General features: G+C 26.3%; 38 protein-coding genes. 1 reads left to right on the forward strand and 37 read right to left on the reverse strand.

The window, feature by feature from the left end; genetic code table 11:
- Nucleotides 1-21: 21 nt before the first annotated feature.
- Genes H0H53_RS01770 through menB form a run of 3 tightly spaced genes read right to left on the reverse strand, consistent with a single transcriptional unit; the run spans nucleotide 22 to nucleotide 2,513 of the window.
- Nucleotides 22-720, reverse strand: a complete 699-nt coding sequence (locus tag H0H53_RS01770; RefSeq protein WP_185870300.1) for a metal-dependent hydrolase — start codon at nucleotides 718-720, stop codon at nucleotides 22-24.
- A gap of 28 nt (nucleotides 721-748) precedes the next feature.
- Nucleotides 749-1,678 carry a 1,4-dihydroxy-2-naphthoate octaprenyltransferase gene (menA, locus tag H0H53_RS01775; RefSeq protein WP_185870301.1) on the reverse strand — a complete coding sequence of 310 codons (930 nt, stop codon included), beginning with the start codon at nucleotides 1,676-1,678 and terminating at the stop codon, nucleotides 749-751.
- A 13-nt stretch (nucleotides 1,679-1,691) separates the two neighbouring features.
- On the reverse strand, nucleotides 1,692-2,513 hold the full coding sequence (menB, locus tag H0H53_RS01780) for a 1,4-dihydroxy-2-naphthoyl-CoA synthase (RefSeq protein ID WP_185870302.1): 822 nt from the start codon (nucleotides 2,511-2,513) through the stop codon (nucleotides 1,692-1,694).
- 94 nt (nucleotides 2,514-2,607) lie between these two features.
- Between menB and H0H53_RS01785 the strand changes: the two genes are divergently transcribed.
- The gene (locus tag H0H53_RS01785; protein WP_185870303.1) at nucleotides 2,608-3,024 is read left to right on the forward strand and encodes a hypothetical protein; all 417 of its coding nucleotides are present in this window, start codon (nucleotides 2,608-2,610) and stop codon (nucleotides 3,022-3,024) included.
- Here the strand turns inward: H0H53_RS01785 and H0H53_RS01790 are convergent.
- The 34 genes from H0H53_RS01790 to map all read right to left on the reverse strand — a co-directional run bounded on the left by H0H53_RS01790 (nucleotide 2,994) and on the right by map (nucleotide 23,507).
- Nucleotides 2,994-4,271, reverse strand: coding sequence for an SLC13 family permease (locus tag H0H53_RS01790; RefSeq protein WP_185870304.1), 1,278 nt, complete (start codon nucleotides 4,269-4,271; stop codon nucleotides 2,994-2,996). The genes H0H53_RS01785 and H0H53_RS01790 overlap by 31 nt on opposite strands.
- A 114-nt stretch (nucleotides 4,272-4,385) precedes the next feature.
- The gene (gene eno, locus H0H53_RS01795; RefSeq protein WP_185870305.1) at nucleotides 4,386-5,672 is read right to left on the reverse strand and encodes a phosphopyruvate hydratase; all 1,287 of its coding nucleotides are present in this window, start codon (nucleotides 5,670-5,672) and stop codon (nucleotides 4,386-4,388) included.
- A 36-nt stretch (nucleotides 5,673-5,708) separates the two neighbouring features.
- Nucleotides 5,709-6,137: a 50S ribosomal protein L17 gene (gene rplQ / locus H0H53_RS01800; protein ID WP_185870306.1), complete on the reverse strand. Its 429-nt coding sequence runs from the start codon at nucleotides 6,135-6,137 to the stop codon at nucleotides 5,709-5,711.
- A 48-nt stretch (nucleotides 6,138-6,185) separates the two neighbouring features.
- Nucleotides 6,186-7,187: a DNA-directed RNA polymerase subunit alpha gene (locus H0H53_RS01805; RefSeq protein ID WP_185870307.1), complete on the reverse strand. Its 1,002-nt coding sequence runs from the start codon at nucleotides 7,185-7,187 to the stop codon at nucleotides 6,186-6,188.
- Nucleotides 7,188-7,201: 14 nt separating this feature from the next.
- Nucleotides 7,202-7,813, reverse strand: a complete 612-nt coding sequence (gene rpsD / locus H0H53_RS01810) for a 30S ribosomal protein S4 (protein ID WP_185870308.1) — start codon at nucleotides 7,811-7,813, stop codon at nucleotides 7,202-7,204.
- An 18-nt stretch (nucleotides 7,814-7,831) separates the two neighbouring features.
- Complete coding sequence (rpsK, locus tag H0H53_RS01815; RefSeq protein WP_185870309.1) at nucleotides 7,832-8,221, reverse strand: 30S ribosomal protein S11; 390 nt, start codon at nucleotides 8,219-8,221, stop codon at nucleotides 7,832-7,834.
- Between the two features lie 9 nt (nucleotides 8,222-8,230).
- Nucleotides 8,231-8,608 (reverse strand): 30S ribosomal protein S13, encoded by a 378-nt coding sequence (rpsM, locus tag H0H53_RS01820; RefSeq protein ID WP_185870310.1) that lies wholly within the window; start codon nucleotides 8,606-8,608, stop codon nucleotides 8,231-8,233.
- A 47-nt stretch (nucleotides 8,609-8,655) separates the two neighbouring features.
- On the reverse strand, nucleotides 8,656-8,772 hold the full coding sequence (gene rpmJ, locus H0H53_RS01825; protein WP_185870311.1) for a 50S ribosomal protein L36: 117 nt from the start codon (nucleotides 8,770-8,772) through the stop codon (nucleotides 8,656-8,658).
- Nucleotides 8,773-8,790: 18 nt separating this feature from the next.
- Complete coding sequence (gene infA / locus H0H53_RS01830) at nucleotides 8,791-9,006, reverse strand: translation initiation factor IF-1 (protein ID WP_014726678.1); 216 nt, start codon at nucleotides 9,004-9,006, stop codon at nucleotides 8,791-8,793.
- Between the two features lie 68 nt (nucleotides 9,007-9,074).
- Nucleotides 9,075-10,508 carry a preprotein translocase subunit SecY gene (gene secY, locus H0H53_RS01835; protein WP_185870312.1) on the reverse strand — a complete coding sequence of 478 codons (1,434 nt, stop codon included), beginning with the start codon at nucleotides 10,506-10,508 and terminating at the stop codon, nucleotides 9,075-9,077.
- A gap of 9 nt (nucleotides 10,509-10,517) precedes the next feature.
- Complete coding sequence (gene rplO / locus H0H53_RS01840; protein ID WP_185870313.1) at nucleotides 10,518-10,976, reverse strand: 50S ribosomal protein L15; 459 nt, start codon at nucleotides 10,974-10,976, stop codon at nucleotides 10,518-10,520.
- A 17-nt stretch (nucleotides 10,977-10,993) separates the two neighbouring features.
- Nucleotides 10,994-11,506 carry a 30S ribosomal protein S5 gene (gene rpsE, locus H0H53_RS01845; RefSeq protein WP_185870314.1) on the reverse strand — a complete coding sequence of 171 codons (513 nt, stop codon included), beginning with the start codon at nucleotides 11,504-11,506 and terminating at the stop codon, nucleotides 10,994-10,996.
- A gap of 44 nt (nucleotides 11,507-11,550) precedes the next feature.
- Entirely contained in the window at nucleotides 11,551-11,886 is a 336-nt protein-coding gene (gene rplR, locus H0H53_RS01850) for a 50S ribosomal protein L18 (protein ID WP_185870315.1), read from the reverse strand.
- Nucleotides 11,887-11,927: 41 nt separating this feature from the next.
- On the reverse strand, nucleotides 11,928-12,476 hold the full coding sequence (rplF, locus tag H0H53_RS01855) for a 50S ribosomal protein L6 (RefSeq protein WP_185870316.1): 549 nt from the start codon (nucleotides 12,474-12,476) through the stop codon (nucleotides 11,928-11,930).
- 31 nt (nucleotides 12,477-12,507) lie between these two features.
- Complete coding sequence (gene rpsH / locus H0H53_RS01860) at nucleotides 12,508-12,903, reverse strand: 30S ribosomal protein S8 (RefSeq protein ID WP_185870317.1); 396 nt, start codon at nucleotides 12,901-12,903, stop codon at nucleotides 12,508-12,510.
- A gap of 19 nt (nucleotides 12,904-12,922) precedes the next feature.
- Nucleotides 12,923-13,192: a 30S ribosomal protein S14 gene (gene rpsN / locus H0H53_RS01865; protein WP_185870318.1), complete on the reverse strand. Its 270-nt coding sequence runs from the start codon at nucleotides 13,190-13,192 to the stop codon at nucleotides 12,923-12,925.
- 13 nt (nucleotides 13,193-13,205) lie between these two features.
- The gene (rplE, locus tag H0H53_RS01870; RefSeq protein WP_185870319.1) at nucleotides 13,206-13,769 is read right to left on the reverse strand and encodes a 50S ribosomal protein L5; all 564 of its coding nucleotides are present in this window, start codon (nucleotides 13,767-13,769) and stop codon (nucleotides 13,206-13,208) included.
- Nucleotides 13,762-13,983 (reverse strand): 50S ribosomal protein L24, encoded by a 222-nt coding sequence (rplX, locus tag H0H53_RS01875; protein ID WP_185870320.1) that lies wholly within the window; start codon nucleotides 13,981-13,983, stop codon nucleotides 13,762-13,764. Before rplX ends, rplE begins: the two co-directional genes overlap by 8 nt.
- A gap of 32 nt (nucleotides 13,984-14,015) precedes the next feature.
- On the reverse strand, nucleotides 14,016-14,387 hold the full coding sequence (gene rplN, locus H0H53_RS01880; RefSeq protein ID WP_185870321.1) for a 50S ribosomal protein L14: 372 nt from the start codon (nucleotides 14,385-14,387) through the stop codon (nucleotides 14,016-14,018).
- Nucleotides 14,388-14,405: 18 nt separating this feature from the next.
- Nucleotides 14,406-14,693: a 30S ribosomal protein S17 gene (gene rpsQ / locus H0H53_RS01885; protein ID WP_185870322.1), complete on the reverse strand. Its 288-nt coding sequence runs from the start codon at nucleotides 14,691-14,693 to the stop codon at nucleotides 14,406-14,408.
- Nucleotides 14,671-14,883, reverse strand: a complete 213-nt coding sequence (rpmC, locus tag H0H53_RS01890) for a 50S ribosomal protein L29 (RefSeq protein WP_185870323.1) — start codon at nucleotides 14,881-14,883, stop codon at nucleotides 14,671-14,673. The genes rpsQ and rpmC overlap by 23 nt, the downstream gene beginning before the upstream one ends.
- 24 nt (nucleotides 14,884-14,907) lie before the next feature.
- On the reverse strand, nucleotides 14,908-15,330 hold the full coding sequence (gene rplP, locus H0H53_RS01895; RefSeq protein ID WP_185870324.1) for a 50S ribosomal protein L16: 423 nt from the start codon (nucleotides 15,328-15,330) through the stop codon (nucleotides 14,908-14,910).
- A 15-nt stretch (nucleotides 15,331-15,345) separates the two neighbouring features.
- A complete protein-coding gene (gene rpsC, locus H0H53_RS01900; RefSeq protein ID WP_185870325.1) occupies nucleotides 15,346-16,053 on the reverse strand; it encodes a 30S ribosomal protein S3 in 708 nt (235 codons plus the stop codon).
- A gap of 66 nt (nucleotides 16,054-16,119) precedes the next feature.
- Nucleotides 16,120-16,527, reverse strand: coding sequence for a large ribosomal subunit protein uL22 (locus H0H53_RS01905; RefSeq protein ID WP_185870326.1), 408 nt, complete (start codon nucleotides 16,525-16,527; stop codon nucleotides 16,120-16,122).
- Nucleotides 16,528-16,557: 30 nt separating this feature from the next.
- Nucleotides 16,558-16,842, reverse strand: a complete 285-nt coding sequence (rpsS, locus tag H0H53_RS01910; protein ID WP_185870327.1) for a 30S ribosomal protein S19 — start codon at nucleotides 16,840-16,842, stop codon at nucleotides 16,558-16,560.
- A gap of 9 nt (nucleotides 16,843-16,851) precedes the next feature.
- The gene (gene rplB / locus H0H53_RS01915; protein WP_185870328.1) at nucleotides 16,852-17,682 is read right to left on the reverse strand and encodes a 50S ribosomal protein L2; all 831 of its coding nucleotides are present in this window, start codon (nucleotides 17,680-17,682) and stop codon (nucleotides 16,852-16,854) included.
- The gene (gene rplW, locus H0H53_RS01920; RefSeq protein WP_185870329.1) at nucleotides 17,672-17,989 is read right to left on the reverse strand and encodes a 50S ribosomal protein L23; all 318 of its coding nucleotides are present in this window, start codon (nucleotides 17,987-17,989) and stop codon (nucleotides 17,672-17,674) included. Before rplW ends, rplB begins: the two co-directional genes overlap by 11 nt.
- A gap of 10 nt (nucleotides 17,990-17,999) precedes the next feature.
- Nucleotides 18,000-18,641, reverse strand: a complete 642-nt coding sequence (gene rplD / locus H0H53_RS01925) for a 50S ribosomal protein L4 (protein WP_185870330.1) — start codon at nucleotides 18,639-18,641, stop codon at nucleotides 18,000-18,002.
- Nucleotides 18,616-19,263: a 50S ribosomal protein L3 gene (gene rplC, locus H0H53_RS01930; RefSeq protein ID WP_185870331.1), complete on the reverse strand. Its 648-nt coding sequence runs from the start codon at nucleotides 19,261-19,263 to the stop codon at nucleotides 18,616-18,618. The genes rplD and rplC overlap by 26 nt, the downstream gene beginning before the upstream one ends.
- Nucleotides 19,264-19,267: 4 nt before the next feature.
- Nucleotides 19,268-19,573: a 30S ribosomal protein S10 gene (rpsJ, locus tag H0H53_RS01935; RefSeq protein WP_012821541.1), complete on the reverse strand. Its 306-nt coding sequence runs from the start codon at nucleotides 19,571-19,573 to the stop codon at nucleotides 19,268-19,270.
- An 18-nt stretch (nucleotides 19,574-19,591) separates the two neighbouring features.
- The gene (gene fusA, locus H0H53_RS01940) at nucleotides 19,592-21,739 is read right to left on the reverse strand and encodes an elongation factor G (RefSeq protein ID WP_185870332.1); all 2,148 of its coding nucleotides are present in this window, start codon (nucleotides 21,737-21,739) and stop codon (nucleotides 19,592-19,594) included.
- Nucleotides 21,740-21,755: 16 nt separating this feature from the next.
- Entirely contained in the window at nucleotides 21,756-22,235 is a 480-nt protein-coding gene (gene rpsG, locus H0H53_RS01945; protein WP_185870333.1) for a 30S ribosomal protein S7, read from the reverse strand.
- A gap of 44 nt (nucleotides 22,236-22,279) precedes the next feature.
- Nucleotides 22,280-22,654, reverse strand: a complete 375-nt coding sequence (gene rpsL / locus H0H53_RS01950; protein WP_185870334.1) for a 30S ribosomal protein S12 — start codon at nucleotides 22,652-22,654, stop codon at nucleotides 22,280-22,282.
- 34 nt (nucleotides 22,655-22,688) lie between these two features.
- On the reverse strand, nucleotides 22,689-23,507 hold the full coding sequence (gene map / locus H0H53_RS01955) for a type I methionyl aminopeptidase (RefSeq protein WP_185870335.1): 819 nt from the start codon (nucleotides 23,505-23,507) through the stop codon (nucleotides 22,689-22,691).
- Between the last annotated feature and the right edge of the window lie 11 nt (nucleotides 23,508-23,518).

The following is a 23,518-nucleotide window of genomic DNA, read 5'->3' on the forward strand; positions in this document are numbered from 1 at the left end:
TATAATACATACAATAAATAATCAGATCCATATAGTTTCTCCCATTTTTGGTAAAAAAAGCTCCTTTTTATTTTCAGAAAATTTATTTTTTGCTTCTTTTTTATTAATTTGAATTGTTTCAAAAGTATCATAATGCACACCTAAAACTTTCTTACATTGCAAAAAATCCGAAGCAATTATAGCTTCTTCTACATCCATTGTATAAATTCCACCTATAGGAAGAATAGAAATTTTTAAATTCCCAAATTTAGGAATGAGTTTCATTTCATATGTAAGAGAGGTATCTCCTGACAAATAAATATTTCCTTGATCCGTATGTAAAAGAAATCCTCCAGGATTTCCTCCATAAGTTCCATCATTAAAAACACTAGAATGAGCAGACCAAACATATTTTAATTTTCCAAATGGAAAAGAAATAAAAGATCCATAATTCATTCCATATGTTTTTAATCCTTTATTTTCAAAATAATTAGATATCTCATAATTTGAGATCACTAAAGATTCAAATTTTTTTGCAAAAAATTCTGTATCAAGAACATGATCATAATGTGCATGCGTTAATAAAATATAATCTACTTTTTTGAAAAAATTCATACATTTATCGAATAATAAAGAATCATTTTTTAATATAGGATTATCAGAAAAAAAAGGATCTACTAATAAAAGAAATTTATGTATTTCTAATGTATACGTACTATGAGTGAAAAAAGTAATTTTCATATTTTTTTTGGATTATTTTCAATATATTTCAATATAGGATTCCAATACCTATACTCATAGAATGAAAAAAAGTCATTAAAATTAGTTTTTTTAGTTCTAAATTCAAATCTTTTGGATTTGATATCCAAATGATTTTTTGAATATGTTTTGCAAAAAAAGGAAAAATAGAGACAAAACAAAACCATTGAAAAATCCCTTTATAATTTAAAAAAATAAAATATCCTCCTAAAAATAAAGAAATTAAAACAGAAAAAATATGATATTGTTTTGCATATTTAATTCCCAATACTCCTGCTATTGTATATTTTCCATTTTTACAATCATTTTCTATGTCTCTCATATTATTAATATTTAACACGGATACATTTAGAAATCCTACAGAAAAAGATAAAAATAAGATATCCATGCAAAAAGTATGAGTATATAAAAAATAACTTCCCATTACAGAAACGAGTCCAAAAAAAATTAAAACAAATAAATCCCCCATTCCAACTATATAACCATAAGGATTTTTTCCAACAGTATACTTTATGGAACTATATATACAAATCAAAATCCCTATAAGGAAAAATAAAAAAATGAAAATATTTTTTATGTTAATTGATATTGATTGTAAAATCAATAATATACCAGAAAAAAAAGATAAAAAAGAAAGAATTTTTACTGCTTTTCTCATTTCTAATAATGAGATAAACCCACTTTGAATTATTGTATTATGTTGTATCATAGGATCTTTATTAGAGTAGTAATAGTTGTCAACCCCTTTTATAAAATCTCCATAATTATTTGAAAAATTAGCTAATATTTGCAATAATAAAGCAGTTATAAGACATAAAAAATAAGTATAAAAACTTACGTCTCCTCTAGATTTAGAGATTAAAAAACTTAAAGTCACCCCAGAAAAAGATAATGGTAAAGTATGAATACGAACAGATTTATACCAGTATTTCAACTTCATATTCCTCATTTCTTTATAGAAGTTTAGAAAATTTTTTAAAATTTGGATCTCTTTTTTCTAAAAATGCGTTTTTTCCTTCTTGAGATTCATCCATCAAATAAAACATAAAAGTGGCATCTCCTGCTAATTGCATTAATCCATGTTGACCATCTAATTCTGCATTTAAACACCGTTTAATCATTCTCAAAGACATAGGACTTCTTTTTTGTATCATTTGACACCATTCTATGGTAACTTTTTCTAATTGATTTATAGGAACAACTTTATTAATTAACCCCATATTCAAAGCTTCTTTTGCAGAATATTCTTTACATAAAAACCACATTTCTCTTGTTTTTTTTTGACCAATATGACGTGCTAAATAAGAACATCCAAATCCCCCATCAAAAGATCCAACTTTAGGACCAACTTGACTAAAAATAGAATTCTCTGATGCAATAGTCAAATCACAAACTACATGCAAAACATGTCCTCCTCCTACAGCAAACCCATTAACCATAGCAATAACTGGTTTAGGTAATTCTCGTATTTTTTTATAAAAGTCTAGAATGTTCAATTTTGGAATTCCATCCTTTCCTAAATACCCTCCTAATCCTCTTGTTTTTTGATCCCCTCCAGAACAAAAAGATTTTCCAGATCCAGTTATAATCAATACATCAATATCTTTTCTGTCACGACATATATCTATAGCATCAATCATTTCTTGAACTGTTTCTACACGAAAAGCATTATGACATTGAGGTCTATTAATTTCTATCTTAGAAATTCCCTTCCAAAAAAGGAATAAAATATCTTCATATTTTTTAATTGGAATCCAATTTATTGTATAATGCATAACTTAAAAAGTTGAATTTTAAAATTGACATTTATTTTAATAAACAAAATAACAAAAAAAATTCTTTCTTTAGAAAGAGTATTTTAATAGGATAATGTTCAGAAATATCTTTTCAGTAATTATAGGAATAGGAGTAAGTATAACAGAAATTCTTTCTGCTATTGAATTAATAAAAAAATGGTTTGTAAAAATTCAATTCATTCCATTAAAAAATTTGCAAGATATTTTTATTTATGCACCAACTGAATTTTTTATAATTCTTACATTTTTTTATGCAATTAGTTCATTTATAGGAGGAATAACAACAGCTCTATTTGTAAAAATAGCTAAAAAAGCTTATGCAGTATTAAATGGATTTATTTTATTTATTATTGCCTTTATTCATATTTTTTTGTATACACTTCCCCTTTGGTTTAAAATTATTATTTTTCCCATTTTTTTTTCCTTCTCATATCTAGGAGGAGAATTTATAGAAAATTTTTACAAAAAAAAAGATTTTATTAATAAATAAGAGAATCCAGAAAAATATCCTATAAAAGCTAACCAACTAATTTTTTTTAGATACCAAAAAAAATCTATTTTTTCCATTCCCATAGCTGCAACTCCAGAAGCAGATCCTATAATCAAAAGACTTCCTCCTGTTCCAGAAACATAAGCTATAAAATGCCAAAATTCATGATCAATAGGATAAGAAAACATAGATATAGTAGCTGCAACCAACGGAACATTATCTATAATAGAGGATATAAAACCAAATATAAATGTTGTTAATTTCCATGTAAAAACTATTTTTCTAATCCAATGAGATAAATGATATAACAAACCTAAAGATTCTAATGCTGAAACAGAAAGTAATATCCCTAAAAAAAATAAAACACTAGACATCTCTATTTTTCTACTAAATACTTCATTTAAAGAAAAATTTCTATTCAAAATAGTTATTACAATACAAAATGCTCCAAGAGAAAACAGCATTCCCATATATGGAGGAACACCAGTTATAATTTTAAAAATAGGAACGAATAACATAAATAATAAACCTATATTAAACAAAATAAAACCTTTTTTAATATCTGATTTAGATAATCCTGTTTTTTTCACTTGAATAATTCCATTAAAAATAGACATTTTAGAACCTATTAAAGTAGAAGAAAACATGCATAAAAAAGATGGAATAAATATTTCTTTGATAAGATTTATAGTCGTTACTTTATTAGAAATCCATAACATTGTCGTAGTTATATCTCCAATAGGAGACCATACTCCTCCTGCATTCGCAGAGATAATCACAAAACCCAAATAATGTAAACGTTCTTTATAATCAGAAATAATTTTTCGTAAAAGAGAAACCATAACTATAGTTGCTGTAAGATTGTCTATTATTGCAGATAATAAAAAGGATAAAAAAGTAATTATCCATAAAAATTTTCGTTTTGTATTATTAGAAAATAATTCTCTTAAAGATTCAAATCCAGAAAAAGCATCAATAATAGAAATAATAGACATTGCTCCAATAAGAAAAAAAATAATTTCAGATGCTTTTCCTAAATGAAGTAATAATAAATGATGTTTAGGACCGTTCCAATTTATTAAATGTTTATCATTCAATTCAAAAACAGGAATTTTCCAAAACATAATTAAACTCCAACAAATAGAAGCCATAATAAGAGATGGAATAACCTTATTTAAGGAGACAACATTTTCAAGGGTAATAAATAAATATCCAATGATAAAAACTAATATTATTACTATTACCATTATTATTACATTGATTCCTTACTTGTTTTTATTGTTTTTGAAAATCTTAAAAAAAAAACTTACCATCAAAAACTAAAAAAATAAAAAAAAATGGAAATAAAAAGGTAAATTTTTTCATGGGAAAATCCATCCTGGATAATAGGAATTATTTCCAAGTATTTCTTCAATACGAAATAATTGATTATATTTTGAAGTTCTTTCAGAACGATTAATAGAGCCTGCTTTAATTTGTCCAGTATTAAAAGCTACAGAAAAATCTGCTATGAAAGTATCTTCTGTCTCTCCAGAACGATGAGAAATAATATTGTTATATCTATTTTTTTTCGCCAAATTAACAGTTTTTATCGTTTCTGTAAGTGTTCCTACTTGATTTACTTTAATAAGAATAGAATTAGCAATTCCTTTTTTTATCCCTTGACTTAATTTTTCTTCTTTTGTTACAAAAAGATCATCTCCTACTAATTGAACCTCTTTTCCAATCTCATGAGTTAATAATTTCCATCCTTCCCAATCATTTTGATCCATCCCATCTTCAATAGATAAAATTGGATATCTTTTAGTTAAATATGATAAATAATTTATATGTTCTTCTCTAGACTTTCTTATTTCTCGTTCTTTTACTTTTTCAAATTTTGAATAATTATATTGATTATCTTGATAAAATTCAGAAGCGGCACAATCTAAAGCTAAACCTATATGATCATACGGTTCATAACCAGACATATGTATAGCTTCCAAAAGATTATCCAGAACATCTTCTATGTTATTAAAACTTGGAGAAAATCCTCCTTCATCCCCAAGATTAGTCGAGAATCCTTTTTTATGTAAAATATCTTTTAATTGATAAAAAACTTTATGTCCCATTTGAATAGCTTCAAAGAAATTATTTGCTTTCACAGGAATAATCATAAATTCTTGAAAAGGAATAGAAGAGTCTGAATGTTTTCCCCCATTTATAATATTTATTAAAGGAACTGGCAAAATATTTGAAGATATTCCTCCCATATATTTATAAAGAGGGAGTTTTAATTCTTTTGCGGCTGCTTTTGTGACAGCTAAAGAAATTCCTAAAGTTGCATTAGCACCCAATCTTTTTTTATTTTTTGTTCCATCTAAATCTAACATTAATTGATCAATATATTCTTGATCTAGAACAGATTTTCCAATTAGTTCAGGTGCAATAATTTTATTAACATTTTGAACTGCTTTAAAAACTCCTTTTCCTAAAAAAGACTCTCCGTAATCACGTAATTCAACAGACTCTTCTTTTCCTTTTGAAACACCAGATGGTACAGATGCACGCCCCAATACATTATTATTTGTAATCACATCTACTTCTACAGTAGGATTTCCTCTAGAATCCAGAATTTGTCTTGCTTTTATTTTTTTAATTTTTCTCATCTTGTTATTTTATCTTCTTCTTTTTTTTTATTAAATCTATTTTTTTTTAAGACGATTACTACGTCTTACAGATTTTATTACATTTTTTTTATTAACAAGATAAAAATCATTAAAATCTACTAATTCAATTAAAGAATATTTAGACATATCTCCAAATCGAAATCCAACTTTTATAATTCTTGTATATCCACCAGAACGTTTTCGTACTTTATTAAAAGAATCTTTAAAAAGTTCTGATACTGCTATTTTATCTCTTAAAAATGAAAATATATTTCTTCTTGAATGAGTAGTATTTATTTTAGATTTAGTAATAATAGGTTCTATATATTGTCTCAATGCTTTAGCTTTAGCTAAAGTTGTAAAAATTTTTTTCTTTTTAATTAAAGAAGAAGACATATTAGAAAGCATAGATTTCCTATGTCCAAATTTTCTACTCAAATGATTATTTTTCTTTTTATGATTCATTCATTCATTAAATTCATCTAATCTTAATCTAAAATACTAAATAAAATTTTATTTTTTTGATTTAAAATCGGAGAGATCCATTCCAAAAAATAACCCTTTTTTTTTCATTTGATTTTCTAACTCTTCTAATGATTTTTTTCCAAAATTTCTCATTCTCAATATAGTATCTCTACTACAGAGTACTAAATCAGCTATAGTTTTTATAGAAGCAGATTTTAAACAATTTTTTGTACGAACAGATAAATTCATGTCATTTAATTTAGCTTTTAATAAAGTACGCATACGTAAATATTCTTCATCATATTTTTTTTCTTTATGAATTTTTTCATGTTCTTTTTTTCCAATTTTTTCATAAGAAAAGATAGAAAAATACTGTATCAGTATTTTAGAAGCTTCCATTAAAGCAGATTTAGGACATATAGATCCATCTGTTTTTATTTCCAATGAAAGATTTTCAAAATCCGTTTTCTGACCCACACGACAATTTTCTATTGTGTATTTTACATTTCTAATAGGAGTATAGATGGAATCTATAGGAATAGTATCAATTAAATAATCATTATTATTTTTTTTATTTTCTTCTGCTGGAACATATCCTCTACCTTCTTCTATAGTAAAATTCATTTCTAGTGGAACAAATTTATTTTTATTACAAATGACTAAATCAGTATTTAAAATTTGAAAACTAGAAATAAATTTATTTAATATTTTTCCAGTTACTTGTTCATAATCACTATCAATATAAGCATTCACTATTTCTTTATTAATTCCAGAAACTTTTCGTTTTAAACGAATTTTTTTAAAATTTAAAACAATTTCAGTTACATCTTCAACAACTCCTTCTATAGTAGTGAATTCATATTTCACTCCTTTAATTCTAATAGAAGTCACTGCTAATCCTTTCAATGAACTTAAAAGAACTCTCCTTAATGCATTTCCCAATGTAACCCCATAACCGGGTTCTAAAGGTTTTAAATGGAAAATACCTTTGCAATTAGAAAATTCTGATGTTGTAATCCTATCAGGTTTAACAAAATCTAGAATATCCATAAAAATTTTTTATATTATTTTGAATACAATTCAACAATTAGCTGTTCTTTGATATTTTCTGGAATTTGAGTCCTTTTTGGAATCGTTCTAAATATTCCAAACATATTTTTTTCATCTAAAATTAACCATTCTACTAAAGTTCCTTCAACTTTTTTATTTATTGATTCTAATATAACTGGATGTTTTTTAGATTTTTCTTTAATTTCAATTTTATCTCCAGGTTTTAATCTAAAAGATGGAATGTTAACAATATGATTATTTACCATAATATGTCTATGAGAAATTATTTGACGTGAAGAAGATCTAGAAGGTGCAAACTTTAATCTAAAAACAACATTATCTAAACGAGATTCGCATGCTTGTAATAATAATTCTCCAGTTACTCCTTTTTTTCTTGCAGCTTCCAAAAATAACTTTTCAAATTGACGTTCCAATATACCATAAGTATATTTAGCTTTTTGTTTTTCTAATAATTGCATAAAGTATTCCGAACGTTTTCCTCTTCGTCTGTTATTCCCATGTTGACCAGATGGATATTTTCTTCTTTCAAAATATTTATCTTCTCCATATATACATTCTCCGAATTTTCTAGATATTCTAGTTTTTGGTCCTATGTATCTTGCCATAAACATAAAATTTAATAATTAAACTCTTCTTCTTTTAGGAGGACGACATCCATTATGCGGTAATGGAGTAATATCTTTTATTAATGTAACTACAATTCCAGAATTACTTAACGCGCGGATTGCAGCATCTCTCCCAGATCCTGGGCCTTTTACTTTAACTTCTACTTTTTTTATTCCAGCATTTAATCCTTCTTTTGCTACATTTTCTGCCGCCATTTGAGCTGCATAAGGAGTATTTTTTTTGGATCCTTTAAAATTCATTTTTCCAGCAGAAGACCAAGCGATTACATCCCCTTTTTTATTCGTTAAAGTAATAATAATGTTATTAAAAGTAGATTGTATATGAGCTTCTCCAAATGAATCTACTACAACTGATCTTTTTTTTTTCCCGGATGATGATTTCCCCATTTTTATATTTTATTTTGTTGCTTTTTTCTTATTAGCTACAGTTTTTCTTCTTCCTTTTTTAGTTCTACAATTATTTTTAGTTTTTTGTCCTCTTAAAGGTAAACATTTTCTATGTCTAGTTCCTATATAACAACCAATATCCATTAATCTTTTAATATTCAACTGAGTTTCTGACCTTAATTCTCCTTCAATTTTTATATTATCTGATATATATTTTCTAATATTACTAATCTCTTCATCCGACCAATTCATTACTTTTTTATTTTCATTTATTTTAACAGATAATAATATTGTTTTTGACAAACTTTTCCCTATTCCATATAAATAAGTAAGACCTATAACTCCCCTTTTAGATTTTGGAATATCTACACCCGAAATTCTAGCCATAATTTTTTAAACTCACATTATTTTAATACCCAATATTATCTTAATTCTTAACCTTGTTTTTGTTTAAATCTTGGATGTTTTTTATTGATGATACGCAAACGTCCTTTTCTGATAATAATTTTACAATTATTTGTCCTTTTTTTCAAAGAAGCTCTTACTTTCATTTTTTTTTCGAAATTTAATTAATATCTATATGTAATTCTTCCTCTTTCCAAATCATAGGAAGACATTTCCAATCTTACTTTATCTCCTGGCAATATTTTTATATAATGCATTCTCATTTTTCCAGAAATATGAGCTTTAACAATGCATCCATTTTCTAATTCAACACGAAACATTGCATTTGGTGATGATTCTATAATAGTTCCATCCACTTCAATATGCTTCTGTTTAGCCATAAACAAACACAATTATAATTACCAATCAATAAATATATATAAAAAAAACAAATAAAAACTATTAGAAATTAATAGTTTTTATTTCTATTATTTCTTCTATTATTATATCTAAATTTACTATTTCTATTTTTTATTTTCATCATCATCAACCCATCATAATGATAATTTAACAAATAAATATCAACTTGTTGTATGATATCTAAAATCACTCCAACTACAATTAATAGTGATGTTCCTCCATAAAACAATGCAAAATTTTGAGTAATTCCTATACGATAAACTATAGATGGTAAAATTGCAATAATAGCTAAAAGAATTGATCCAGGTATAGTTATATTAGATAAAACATGATCTATATATTCTGCGGTTTCTCTACCAGGTTTTATTTTTGGTATATGACCTCCATTTCTTTTTAAATCATCAGCCATTTGATTCACTGGAATAGTAATAGCAGTATAAAAAAAAGTAAAAATTATTACTAATAAAAAAAAAGCAAAATTATACCATAATCCATAAATATCTTGAAAAAGATGAAAAAAACTTTTTATTTTATCACTGCTCACATAATCAGAAAAAGTTAATGGAAAAAGCATAATAGCTTGAGAAAATATAATAGGCATAACTCCTGCTGCAGTCATTTTTAACGGAATATATTGATGTTTTTTTTGAATTAACTTGGAACTAGAACCTAAAGATTTATAATGTGAAACATATTGTACAGGAATTTTTCTAATTGCTTGTATAATAAGAATAGAAAAAAGAATAACTAATAACCATAATAAAAATTCAAAGAATAAAACAATAAATCCTCTATTTCCAATTTCTACTTTAGAAAGTACTTCTTTGTAAATAGCATCTGGAAAACGAGCTATAATCCCAGACATGATAATTAAAGAAACTCCATTTCCTATTCCTTTATCCGTAATTTTATCCCCTAACCACATAGTAAATAAAGTTCCAGATGTTAATACTATGATTCCAATTAACCAAAATAAAGTTTTTCCATAAAAAGTATTTATATTAATGAGATAAGTATTTGATAAAATAGATGAATAAGATGAAAATGGAATAAATTGTTGAGTTAGAGAAATCAGATATACAGGAGCTTGTATTAAGCATAACCCTAAAGTTAACCATCTAGTCATCAAACCAATTTGTTTTCTACCACTTTCTCCATCTTTTTGCAATCTTTGAAGATAAGGAATAACAATACACATTAATTGAATGATAATAGAAGCTGATATATAAGGCATAATTCCAAGTGCTAAAATAGAAGCCCTATTAAAAGCACCCCCAGTAAAAGAAGAAAGAATTTGTAGAAGGCCTTTAGATCCTGAATTTAAATTTTTTATAAAATCACTAATTCCTAAAGGGTTAATTCCAGGAATAGGGATATATGATCCAAAACGATATACCAATAGAAAACTTAAAGTAATTATTATTTTTTTACGTAATTCTTTTGCATTCCAAATATTATGAAATGTGATTAAAAAATTATTCATGAATAATTTTTATTCCATAAATAAAACATCTCCACCTACTTTTTTTATGGAAGAAATAGCTTTTTTACTAAATTTATAAGCACAAATTTTCAATGGAGAGAGCAACTTCCCTCTTCCTAAAATTTTTATAAAATCATTTTTATTAATTAAATTATTGGATAATAAAACTTTTTTATCAATAATATTTTTTTCAGATATTTTTCCTCTCTCTACCAAATTTTGTAATGTTTCTAAATTAATACAAGAATATTTTTTTTTCTTTTTATTAAAGAATCCAAATTTAGGAATACGTCTTTGTATAGGCATCTGTCCACCTTCAAAACCAAATTTTTTGGAATAACCAGAACGAGATTTTGCCCCTTTATGTCCTCTTCCACAAGTCCCTCCTTTTCCAGAACCTTGACCTCTTCCTAATCTTAATTTTTTCTTATTCGATCCTTTACTTGGTTTTAAACAACCTAATATCATAAAATTAAAATTTTATTTTATCCACTATATACTTTTTTTATTGAAATACCTCTTTGTTTTGCAATTGTTTGTACGTCTCTTATACTACTTAATGCTTTAATAGTGGCTTTAATAACATTATGAGGATTAGATGATCCTTTAGATTTTGACAAAACATTTCTCAAACCTGCAGCTTCAAGAACAGCTTTTAAAGTCCCTCCAGCAATAATTCCAGTTCCATCAGAAGCTGGTTTTATAAGGATCCGAGCTCCTCCATATTTTGCTTCTTGTTCATGAGGAATAGTTCCATTAGATATACATACTTTACATAAACTCTTTTTTGCTTTTTCTCCTGCTTTATGAATAGCATCAGGAGCTTCTTTAGATTTTCCAAATCCATATCCTACCATTCCTTTTTCATTTCCTTTAATGACAATAGCACTAAAACTAAAATATCTTCTTCCTTTTGTAACTTTGCAAACTCTAGTAACTCCTACTAATTTTTCTCTTAGTTCTACTGATATATTTCTTCCTTTTTTTTTCTTTTCCATATTAATTAATAATATTTTCCATACTTAATTAAGATTATATTTTTTTAAAATTTTAATCCCGTTTCCCTAATTCCTTCTACTAAAGATTTTACTCTTCCATGATATAAATATCTTCCTTTATCAAAAACAGCTTTTTTTATATTTAATAATGTTTTTACTTTTTTTCCAAAAAGTTTTCCTACTTCATTAGATAACTCCATTTTTGTTTTTTTTTCCTTTTGAAAAATTTTTTCTCTTGAAGAAGAAGAAACTAAAGTTTTTCCAGAAGTATCATCTATCATTTGTACATAAATAGATTTATTACTTCTAAAAACAGATATTCTAGGTTTATTAGAATTTCCAAAAACTTTTCTCAAATTTTTAATTTTTTTGTTTCTCATATCAAATATAAAAATTAATACTAAAATTAATTTTTTATAAACTAAACGGATTTTCCTGTTTTTCTACGAACATTTTCTTTTAAATATCTAATTCCCTTCCCTTTATAAGGTTCTGGTTTTCTAAATGATCGTATTTTTGCTGCAATCATTCCTAAAAGTTGTTTATCATAGGATTTTAAAATAAGAATAGGATTTTTCCCTTTTTCTATTTTTGTTTCCATATAAATTTCCTTGGGAATTTTCATCATAATATTATGAGAAAACCCTAAATTTAATTCCAATATTTCTCCATAATTAGAAACTTTATATCCAATTCCTACTAACTCCAATTCTTTTTGAAATCCTTCAGAAACACCTTTTACCATATTATTAATTAATACACGATATAAACCATGTAAAGATTTAGACTTTTTATCTTCTTGATTTCTAATCAAAATCAATTTTTTATTCTTGTGAAAGATTAACTTAATTTGATCAGGAATTTTTAAATATAAAGAACCTAATCTTCCTTTAATAAAAATTTCATTATTTACAATTTCTATTTGTACATTTTCAGGGAAAAAAATTGGATTATTCCCAATTCTAGACATATTATTTTATTATTATTAAAAAATATTTTAATTAATAGACATAACATAACACTTCTCCTCCTAATTTTCTCTTTCTTGCTTGTTTATCTGTCATCACACCATAAGATGTAGAAATAATAGAAATTCCTAATCCATTTAATACACGAGGAAGATTTTTGTATTTAGAATATCTCCTTAATCCTGGTTTGCTTATTCGAATTATTTTTTGAATAACAGATATTTTTTCTTGATAATATTTTAAAGCAATTTTTATAAATTTTTTGTTTTCTTTTATTTCTAATTTATAATCCAATATATATCCACTTTCCAACAATACTTTAGTAAGTTCCTTTTTTAATTTAGAAAATGGAACTTCTAAAAGTTTATGTTTTGCAAGACAAGCATTTCTAATTCTAGTCAAAAAATCAGAAATAGGATCTATATTCATAATACAATAAAAATTATCATTACCAACTAGCTTTTTTTACTCCAGGAATAAGTCCTTGAGAAACCATATTTCTAAAAACAATTCTAGATATTCCAAATTGCCTCATGTATCCTCTACATCTCCCTGTAATAGAACATCTATTTCTCAAACGGACTGGAGAAGCATTTCTGGGGAGTTTTTGAAGAAGTTCATAATTTTTGGAATCCTTTAAAAACTTACGTTTATTTGCATATTTTAAAACTATTTTTTCTCTTTTTTTTTGTCTTGCCTTTACAGATTCTTTAGCCATTTTTTTTAAAAATTTATTTATTTTTAGTAGTAATAAATGGTATTCCAAAATAAGATAAAAGATATTTAGCTTCTATATCATTTTTAGCAGAAGTAACAAATGTAATATTCATTCCCATATTTTTCTTAATTTTATCAATATCAATCTCAGGATAAATGATTTGCTCATGAATTCCCATATTATAATTTCCATAACCATCAAAACTACTGGATTTTACTCCCATAAAATCTCTTACTCTAGGTAAGGAAACATTGATCAATCTTTCCAAAAATTCATACATTTTCATTCTTCGCAAAGTAACTTTCACTCCTATAGCCATTCCTTTTCTAAGTTTAAATCCAGATTCATCGTGTTTTGAATAACAAAAAATAGCTTTTTGTCCGACAATAGATGTTATTTCATTCATAGAATGATCTATTATTTTTTTATCATCAAATACAGAAGATCCAACTCCTTGATGAATAACAATTTTTTTTAGTTTAGGAACTTCCATAACAGAATGATATCCAAACTTCTTTACAAAAGAAGGAATAATTTCATTTTCATATAATTTTTTTAAATTAGGATAATCAACCATGACTTTCCTTTTTCAAATTAGACAAGTGTATAGGTAATTCTTTTTTGATAATTTCTCCTTTGGGTTTTTCTGCACTAGGTTTTATATGTTTTTTAACTATATTTATACCTTGTACAATAACTTTACTTCTTCTAGGAAAAACTTTTAATACAATTCCTGTATTTCCTTTATAGTTTCCTGACAAAATAAAAACTTTATCACCTTTTTTTATCATAATATCATAAAAAAATATTAATAATTTTTATATTATAAAACTTCTTGTGCCAAAGAAATAATTTTCATATACTCTTTATCTCTCAACTCTCTAGCTACAGGACCAAAAACTCTAGTTCCCATCATTTCTCCTGATGGATTAATAAGAACACAGGCATTATCATCAAAGCTAATATATGATCCATCTTTTCTTCTTGTTCTTTTTTTTGTTCTTATAACTATGCCTTTAAAAATTTGACCCTTTTTCACAAGGGTTCCACCTGAAATAGCCGATTTAATTGTAACAACTATAGAATCTCCTAATGAAGCATATCTTTTTTTTGTTCCACCTAAAACTCTAATCACTAATACTTCTTTAGCTCCTGTGTTATCTGATACTTTGCATATAGATTCTTGTTGTAACATATCAAAAATTTAATAATTTTATAAAATTGAAACTAATCTCCAACATTTATTTTTGCTTATAGGACGTGTTTCCATAATACTCACATAATCTCCTTTTTTAGAAATATTTTTTTCATCATGAACCATATATTTTTTTCTTTTCAAAATGCTTTTTCCGTAATATTTATGTTTTACTTTTTTAATTTCAGAAACAATAATAGTTTTATTCATTTTATCACTTATTACTATTCCTTTTCTTTGTTTTCTAACATTCCTACTACTATTGATAAACGATTCTTGATTATTATGATTCTTTTTTTTGATCATTTATTTTTCTTTTATTCAATTCAGTTTTTAATCTTGCAATATCTTTTCTTAACATTCTAATTTCCATAGGATTTTTTTTTAATCCTATTAAAGGATGATACATTTTTATAAATTGAAAATTTTTTTCTTTAATTTTTATATTTTCTTTTATTTCCTCTAAAGAAAAAACCTTAATATCTGAAAATTTCATGTTTTTATATATATAAAACTTTTTTTAGTTCAAATTAAAAACTGAAAAAATAAACTTCATTTTTATGGGAAGTTTTTGAGCTGCTAATCTTAATGCTTCTTTAGCTATTTTCATAGAAACTCCATCAATCTCAAATAAAATTCTTCCAGGTTTTACCACAGAAACCCAAAATTCCACAGGCCCTTTTCCTTTTCCCATACGTACTTCTTGTGGTTTTTTCGTAGCAGGTTTATCTGGAAAAATATTGATCCATAATTTTCCTTCTCTTTTCATATATCTTGTAGCAGCTACACGAGCTGATTCCAATTGTCTAGATGTTATCCATGCTCCTTCCAAAGCTTTTATTCCATACAATCCTCTTGAAAGAAAAATTCCTTTTTTAGAATTTCCACGTATACGTCCTTTTTGTTTTTTCTTATATTTTGTTTTCTTTGGTTGTTGTAACATAATACAATAAAAAATTTATAATTTTTTTTTTCTAAAAAAAGAAGATTTATTTCTTTGTTTTTTTTGTATTATTCCTCCTTCTAAAAATGGAGATAATTCTCTTTTTCCATAAACTTCTCCTTTCATAATCCAAACTTTTACTCCTATACTTCCATAAATAGTATGAGCTACTTCCATATGATAATCCACATCCGCACGAAAAGTTCCAAGAGAAATTCTGCCTTCTTTATAAGATTCACATCTAGCCATTTCTACTCCATTTAAACGACCAGACATTTGTATTTTTATTCCTTGAGCATTCATTCTCATTGCAGAAAGAATAGATAATTTTATTGCTTTTTTATAAGATATTCGATTTTCTAATTGTCTAACCAATCCTTTAGAAACTAAAGTTGCGTCCAATTCAGGACGTTTGACTTCAGAGATATTTATTTGAACTTCTTTTCTAGTTAATTTTTTCAATTCCTTTCTAACCGTATCAACTTCATCTCCTCTTTTTCCTATAACAATAGCGGGTCTTGAAGTTCTAATAGTTATAGTAATAAATTTTAAAGTTCTTTCTATAAAAATTCTAGAAATAATTCCTTTTGGAAATCGTGCTTCTATATATCTTCTTACTTTAAAATCTTCCTGTATTCTATCTCTATAATTATTACACCAACTAGATTGCCAACCCATAATAATTCCTAAACGATTTACAATTGGATTTGTTTTTTGCCCCATATCATGGTTATTTTTTTATTATATTTTCCATTTGAACTTTTTTTATCAATTTGATTCTCTTTTTGTTTATCTATTTTGTTTATCTAAAATAATAATAACATTACTTGATCTTTTTCTAATTCTGTGGCCTCGACCTTGAGGAACAGGACGTAATCTTTTTAATGTCTTTCCTTGATTAACTCTAATATTTTTTATATATAAAGAGTTCGATAAACTTCTATTATTAAGAGAAAATTCTTCTTTTTTCATATATTTTTTATTCCAATTAGATAATGAAGAAAGAATTAATTTTTTTATAAAAATAGAAATACTAGATTTAGAACTATATTTTAAGATATCTAAAGCTTCTTGTATTTTTTTAGATTTAATTAAATCTGTTACCAACCTTATTTTTCTTGGAGACCTACGAATTCCATTTAATGAAGCCGAAATAGTAGTAGAGATATTCTTTTCTTCTTTTTTTTTTCTGCTCATTTTTTTTTTAATTAATCTCTTAGAGAAAACCTAATTTTTCATTTTCAACTTATTTTTAGATCCAGCATGTCCTCTAAAAGTACGTGTAGGTGCAAATTCCCCTAACTTATGTCCAATCATATTTTCTGTAACATATACATTAATAAATTGTCTTCCATTATGAACAGAAAAAGTTTGTCCAACAAAATCTGGTAAAATAGTTGATGGTCTTGACCATGTTTTGATAATAGTTTTTTTTTCAGATTTTATGTTATTTAAAACTTTATTGTATAATGTATGTGATACATATGGTCCTTTTTTTAAAGATCTAGCCATAATAATTAATTATTTTTTTCTTTTTCTCCGTTGCAAAATATATTTATCTGAATGTTTCTTTTTAGAACGTGTTCTAAATCCTTTAGAAGGAAATCCTTTTCTACTTCTAGGAATTCCTCCAGATGCTTTTCCTTCACCTCCTCCCATTGGATGATCTACCGGATTCATAGCAACTCCTCTCGTTCTAGGTCTCCTACCTAAATGACGATTTGTTCCTGCTTTTCCATACATTTCTAATTGATGATCAGGATTAGAAACAATTCCAATAGTTGCCATGCAAGTAATCATAATCATTTTTACTTCTCCAGAAGGAAATTTTACAGTTGCATATTTTCCATCTTTTGCAAATAATTGAGCATAAGATCCTGCACTTCTTGCTATTTTTGCACCTTGTCCAGGTCTAATTTCTATACAAGAAATATTAGTTCCTAAAGGAATTTCGCTTAAAAAAGTAGAATTTCCTATATTAAAAGGAATTTTATATCCTGAAATAATTTCCTGTCCTATTTTAAATCCATCCATAGCAATAATATATCTTTTTTCTCCATCTTTATAATGAACTAATGCAATAAAAGAAGATCTATTAGGATCATACTCTATAGATTTTACAATAGCTGATACTCCAAATTTTCTTCTTTTAAAATCAATGATACGATATCTTTTCTTATGTCCACCTCCAAAATAACGCATAGTCATTTTTCCAGAATTATTTCTTCCTCCAGATTTACATTTTCCTTTTGACAAAGATTTTTCAGGAGAAGAAACAGTAATTTGATCAAATCTATTTACAACTTTAAATCTTTGACTTGGTGTTATCGGTTTTAATTTTCTAACTGACATTAGAATTTTTTTTTGAATTTAAAAAATCAATTTTTTGATCTTCACTCAGTTGAATAATAACTTTCTTTATCTTATTAATTTTTCCATATAAAAGTCCTTTTTTAGTATATTTAGATTTATTTTTTTTCGGATAAATCATTGTTCTAACATTTTTTATTCTATTTACAGAAAAACCAAACATTTCACCAATTTTTTTTTTTATTTGGATTTTGTTCCAATGAATAGGAACGGAAAAAGTATAACAATTTTCTTTCTCTTTAAAAAAAGAGGATTTATCTGTAACAAAAGGTTTAATCAAAAAAACCATAATTTTTTTATTATTTTGAAAACTTCAAAAAATCATGTATTTTACTCATTGAATTTTCAGAAAAAATAATATATGAAGAATCTAATAATGAATAACTATTTAATTCATCTATATTCAATAACTTAAAATTTTTCAAATTTCTAGATGATAAATATAAATTTTTATTTGATTTTCCAGTTATCATTAATAATTTTTTATTTTTTAATTGTAATAAATTTAATATTTTCAAAATAAATTTAGTTTTTGGAGTTTCTAATTCGATATCTTCTATTATTTTTATTTTGTTTGTTTTTAATTTATATCCAATAATATATCTTCTTACTAATTTTTTAGTTAATTTATTTAATTTGAAAAAATAATGTTTTGGCCGTGGCCCAAAAACTCTCCCTCCTCCTCTAAATATGGGATTTTTAATATCCCCTTTTCTAGATCCTCCCGTTCCTTTTTGTCTATGCAACTTTCTTGTACTTCCAGATAATTCTCCTCTTTCTTTTGATTTATGTGTACCTTGACGTTGTGCAGATAAAAATCTTTTTATTTCTAAATAAACAGAATGATCATAAGAAAAATTTACAGTAGTAAAAATAGAATCATCTATTTTTACTTTTCTATTTGTATTATTTCCTTTAATATCCAAAATTTTTAGTTCCATTTTTTTTATTTACCATTAAATATGAATTTTTATTACCTGGAACTGATCCTTTTAAAATTAAAAGATTCTGATCTTTATCTATTTTTAAAATTTTTAAATTTTTAACAGTAACATTTTTCCCCCCCATTTTTCCAGCCATTTTTTGACCTTTAAAAACACGTGAAGGATCAGATCCAGCTCCTATAGATCCAGGAGCTCTCAAACGATTATGTTGTCCATGACTTCTTTCTCCAACTCCTGAAAAATTATGCCTTTTAACTACTCCTTGAAATCCTTTTCCCTTGGATATTCCTTTGATATCTACTAACTCCCCTTCTTTAAAAAAACTCGCATTTATTTGATCGCCTAATTTTAAATGATAAAAAAAATCTCCTCTAAATTCTAATAACTTTTTTTTTGGAAAAACTCCCGCTTTTTCAAAATGACCTTGTAAAGGTTTAGTTGTTCTTTTTTTCTTTTTATCAATTATTCCTAATTGAACAGAATAATAACCGTCATTTTTTACAGTTTTTATTTGAACTACATAACATGGTCCTATTTTTATAATAGTACATGGAATATTTTCTCCGTTTTTAGAGAAAAAACTTGTCATTCCAAGATTGATTCCTATTCCTCCAAACATTTTATTATACTTTTATTTCTGCTTCTACACCACTAGGTAATTCTAATTTCATTAAAGCATCTACTGTTTTCGATGAAGCATTATGAATTTGCAAAAGTCTTTTGTGAGTGGGTAGTAAAAATTGTTCTCTTGATTTTTTGTTGACATGAGGAGAACGTAATACAGTAAATATTTTTTTTTCTGTAGGTAAAGGAACTGGTCCATTTAAAACGACTCCAGTTGGAAGTACAGAATTGACAATTCTTTCTGCAGATTTATCTAACAAATTATAATCATAAGATTTTAATTTAATTTTTATATCATGACCCATAGAATATTGTATTTTTTATTATTTTTTTGATTTTCTTTTATCATAGAATGAATTTTTTCCAATTTCCATAATAATATCATCTGTAATATTTACTGGAACTGGATCATAATGAGAAAATTCCATAACAGAAGTTGCTCTTCCAGAAGAAAGAGTCCGCAATATAGTAACATATCCAAACATTTCTGATAAAGGAACTAAAGCTTGAACAATTTTGATATTATTGTTATTACTACCACCACTACTACTACGACTAGTCATATTTTGAACAATTCCTCTTCTACGATTTAAATCTCCTATTATATCTCCCATATTTTCTTCTGGAAGAATAACTTCTAATTTCATTATTGGTTCTAACAAAATAGGTTTAGCTTTTTTTGCGGCTTCTTTAAAACCAATTTTTCCTACTATTTCAAAAGATAATTGATCAGAATCTACAGGGTGATAAGAACCATCTAGAATGGTAATTCTAGCACTATCTATTTCATATCCAGATAAAGGACCTATTTTCATCATTTCTTTACATCCTTTTTCTATAGAAGGAATAAATTCTTTAGGAATATTTCCTCCTTTTATCTTATTAATAAATTCTAATCCCATATTCTTCTCTCCTGGTTCTAATCTAAAAAATATATCTGCAAATTTTCCCCTTCCTCCTGTTTGTTTTTTATAAATTTCTCTATGTTCCACTGAATCTGTTAATGCTTCTTTGTATTCCACTTGCGGTTTCCCTTGATTAACTTCAACTTTAAATTCTCTTTTCATACGATCCACAATAATTTCCAAATGTAATTCTCCCATTCCAGAAATAATAGTTTGACCGGTATAATTATCTGTTCGAACTTGAAAAGTAGGATCTTCTTCCATAAGTTTAGATAAAGCCAAACTCATTTTGTCTATATCTGATTTAAACTTTGGTTCTATAGCCACCCCTATTACTGGTTCAGGAAAAGAGATATTTTCTAATAATATTGGAAATTTTTCATCACATAATGTATCTCCTGTTTTAATATCTTTAAATCCTACTATAGCTGCAATATCTCCAGCTCCTATTTCTGAAATAGGATTTTGTTTATTAGCATGCATTTGATATATTCTAGAAATACGTTCTTTATTTCCTGATCTAGAATTAAAACTGTATGATCCTGCATTTATTTTTCCAGAATAAACTCTAAAAAATGCTAAACGTCCTACAAAAGGATCACTAGAGATTTTAAAAGCTAAAGCTGAAAATGGTTCTTTCTCACTAGGTTTCCTTGTAACTTTCATTTGATTAATAGGATTTACACCTACAATATCTTTAACTTCAATAGGAGAAGGTAAATAACGACAAATAGCATCTAACATTACTTGTACTCCTTTATTTTTAAAAGAAGAACCGCATAAAATAGGAATAACTTTCATGTTTATTGTATTTTTATGTAAAGAAGAAATTATATCCTCTTCAGAAAGAGAAGAATTCTCACATAAAAATTTTTCCATAATTGTATCATCATGTTCAGATAATGACTCAATCAACTGATAATGATAATCATTTACCATTTTTTTCATTCCAGATGGAACAGGAACTTCCTGGTATGTCATTCCATAATTATTATCATCCCATACAATCGCTTTATTAGAGATCAAATCCACTACTCCTATAAAATTTTCTCCAGAACCAATAATAGGGATCTGCAATGGGACAGAATTTGCCCCCAACATTTTTTTAATTTGTAAACAAACATTCAAAAAATCAGCTCCTTGTCTATCCATTTTATTTACAAATGCAATTCTAGGAATATGATATTTATCTGCTTGTCTCCAGACTGTTTCCGATTGAGGTTCAACTCCATCTACTGCGCTAAATAAAACAACCATTCCATCTAAGATTCTCATAGATCTTTCTACTTCCACTGTAAAATCAACATGCCCTGGAGTATCAATAATATTAATTTGATATTTTTTATTTTTATATGTCCATTCGCAACATGTTGCCGCTGATGTAATAGTAATTCCACGTTCTTGTTCTTGTAACATCCAATCCATTGTCGCCGCTCCATCATGAACTTCTCCTATTTTATGATTAATTCCCGTGTAAAATAAAATTCTCTCCGTGGTAGTAGTCTTTCCTGCATCAATATGCGCTGCGATTCCAATATTTCTTGTATATCTTAAATCTTTTGCCATTATACTACTAGATTAATTAAAATCTAAAATGCGAAAATGCTTTGTTAGCTTCAGCCATTTTATGAATATTTTCTTTTCTTTTAATCGCTTCTCCTTGTTCTTTAAAAGCATCCAACGTTTCATTAGCTAATTTATGAGCCATAGTTTTCTCATTTCTAATAGAAGCACAAGATATAAGTAATTTCATTGCTTTTGTTATTTTGCTATTAGATGAAATAGGAATAGGAACTTGTATATTAGATCCTCCCATACGACGATTTCTAACCTCTACATGAGGCATTATATTTTTTAATCCTTCTTTCCATATTTCTAATGCAGATTTTTCTTCTTTTTCTTCTTTAATTTGTTCTATTTTTTTTATAGCATCATAAAATATTTTATATGCTAAATTTTTTTTTCCATTTTTCATTAAATGATTAACAAAACGTGTCACTAAAGGGTCATTAAATTTTGGATCAGGAAAATATATATTTCTTTTTTTTTTAACTTTTCTCATTGTTATAAAATAATAAGTTGTTTTTTATTATTTCTAATCATTATTTATTTTTTGGAAACCTTAGCCCCATATTTACTTCTACTTTTTTTTCTTCCATTTACTCCAGCTGTATCACGAGCTCCTCGTACTATTTTATATTTGACTCCAGGTAAATCTTTTACTCTTCCACCTTTCACTAATACTATAGAATGTTCTTGAAGATTATGACCTTCCCCAGTTATATAACTAATAACTTCTTTTCCATTTGTAAAACGAACACGAGCCACTTTACGCATAGCAGAATTAGGTTTTTTTGGGGTAGTGGTATATACACGCGTACAAACACCTCTCTTTTGAGGACAGAATCCTAATGCTATGGATTTTCTTTTTTTAGAAACAGATGTTCTTCCTTTTCTAATTAATTGTTGAATAGTAGGCATTTTATTTCTTTATTATTTAGAAAAAACAATATAATTATATATAAATTTTTTCATTTTGAAAGGGTTCTTCTTCCAAAGATTGAATTTTAAGTTCTTTGTAAATATAACGAAAAGTAGAAAGTAAACATGGAAATCCATCTACAATAGCTACATTATGCTCAAAATGAGAAGATAGATTTTTATCCAATGTAGTTACTGTCCATCCATCTTTATGAAAAAAAACTTCTGGAGATCCTTTATTTACCATAGGTTCTATAGAAAGAACAATTCCTTCTTGAAATTTTAAACCTTTTCCTTTTTCTCCAAAATTTGGAATTTGTGGATCTTCATGCATTTTTTTTCCCAACCCATGCCCTACAAGATCTTTCACTATACTATATCCATGATTTTCTATATAAGATTGTATAGAAAATCCAATATCTCCAACATAATTTCCATATTTGCATTTAGATACTCCAATATATAAAGATTTTTTAGAATAGTCAAGAAATTTTTTTACACTTTTTGAGATCTCTCCTACTTCAAAAGTATAAGCATGTTCTCCATAAAAACCATTCATATATACTCCACAATCTATAGATAATATATCTCCTTCAGATAAAGGATCTCTATTAGGAATTCCATGTACTACTTGATAATTAGGAGAAACGCATAGAGTATTTGGAAAATCATATAACCCCAAAAAAGCCGGAGTTCCACCATGATCTCTTATATAATCTTCAGCAAGTCTATCTAAATAAAGTGTATTAACTCCAGGTTTTACTTCTTTAGATAACATTCCTAATGTTTTCGATGCTAAAAATGCACTTTTTTTTATCAGAATGATTTCTTCAATAGTTTTTAAATGAATCATTCTACAGTTTT

The sequence above is a fragment of the Blattabacterium cuenoti genome, from assembly GCF_014251955.1.
In the GTDB taxonomy this organism is placed as follows: domain Bacteria; phylum Bacteroidota; class Bacteroidia; order Flavobacteriales; family Blattabacteriaceae; genus Blattabacterium; species Blattabacterium cuenoti_L.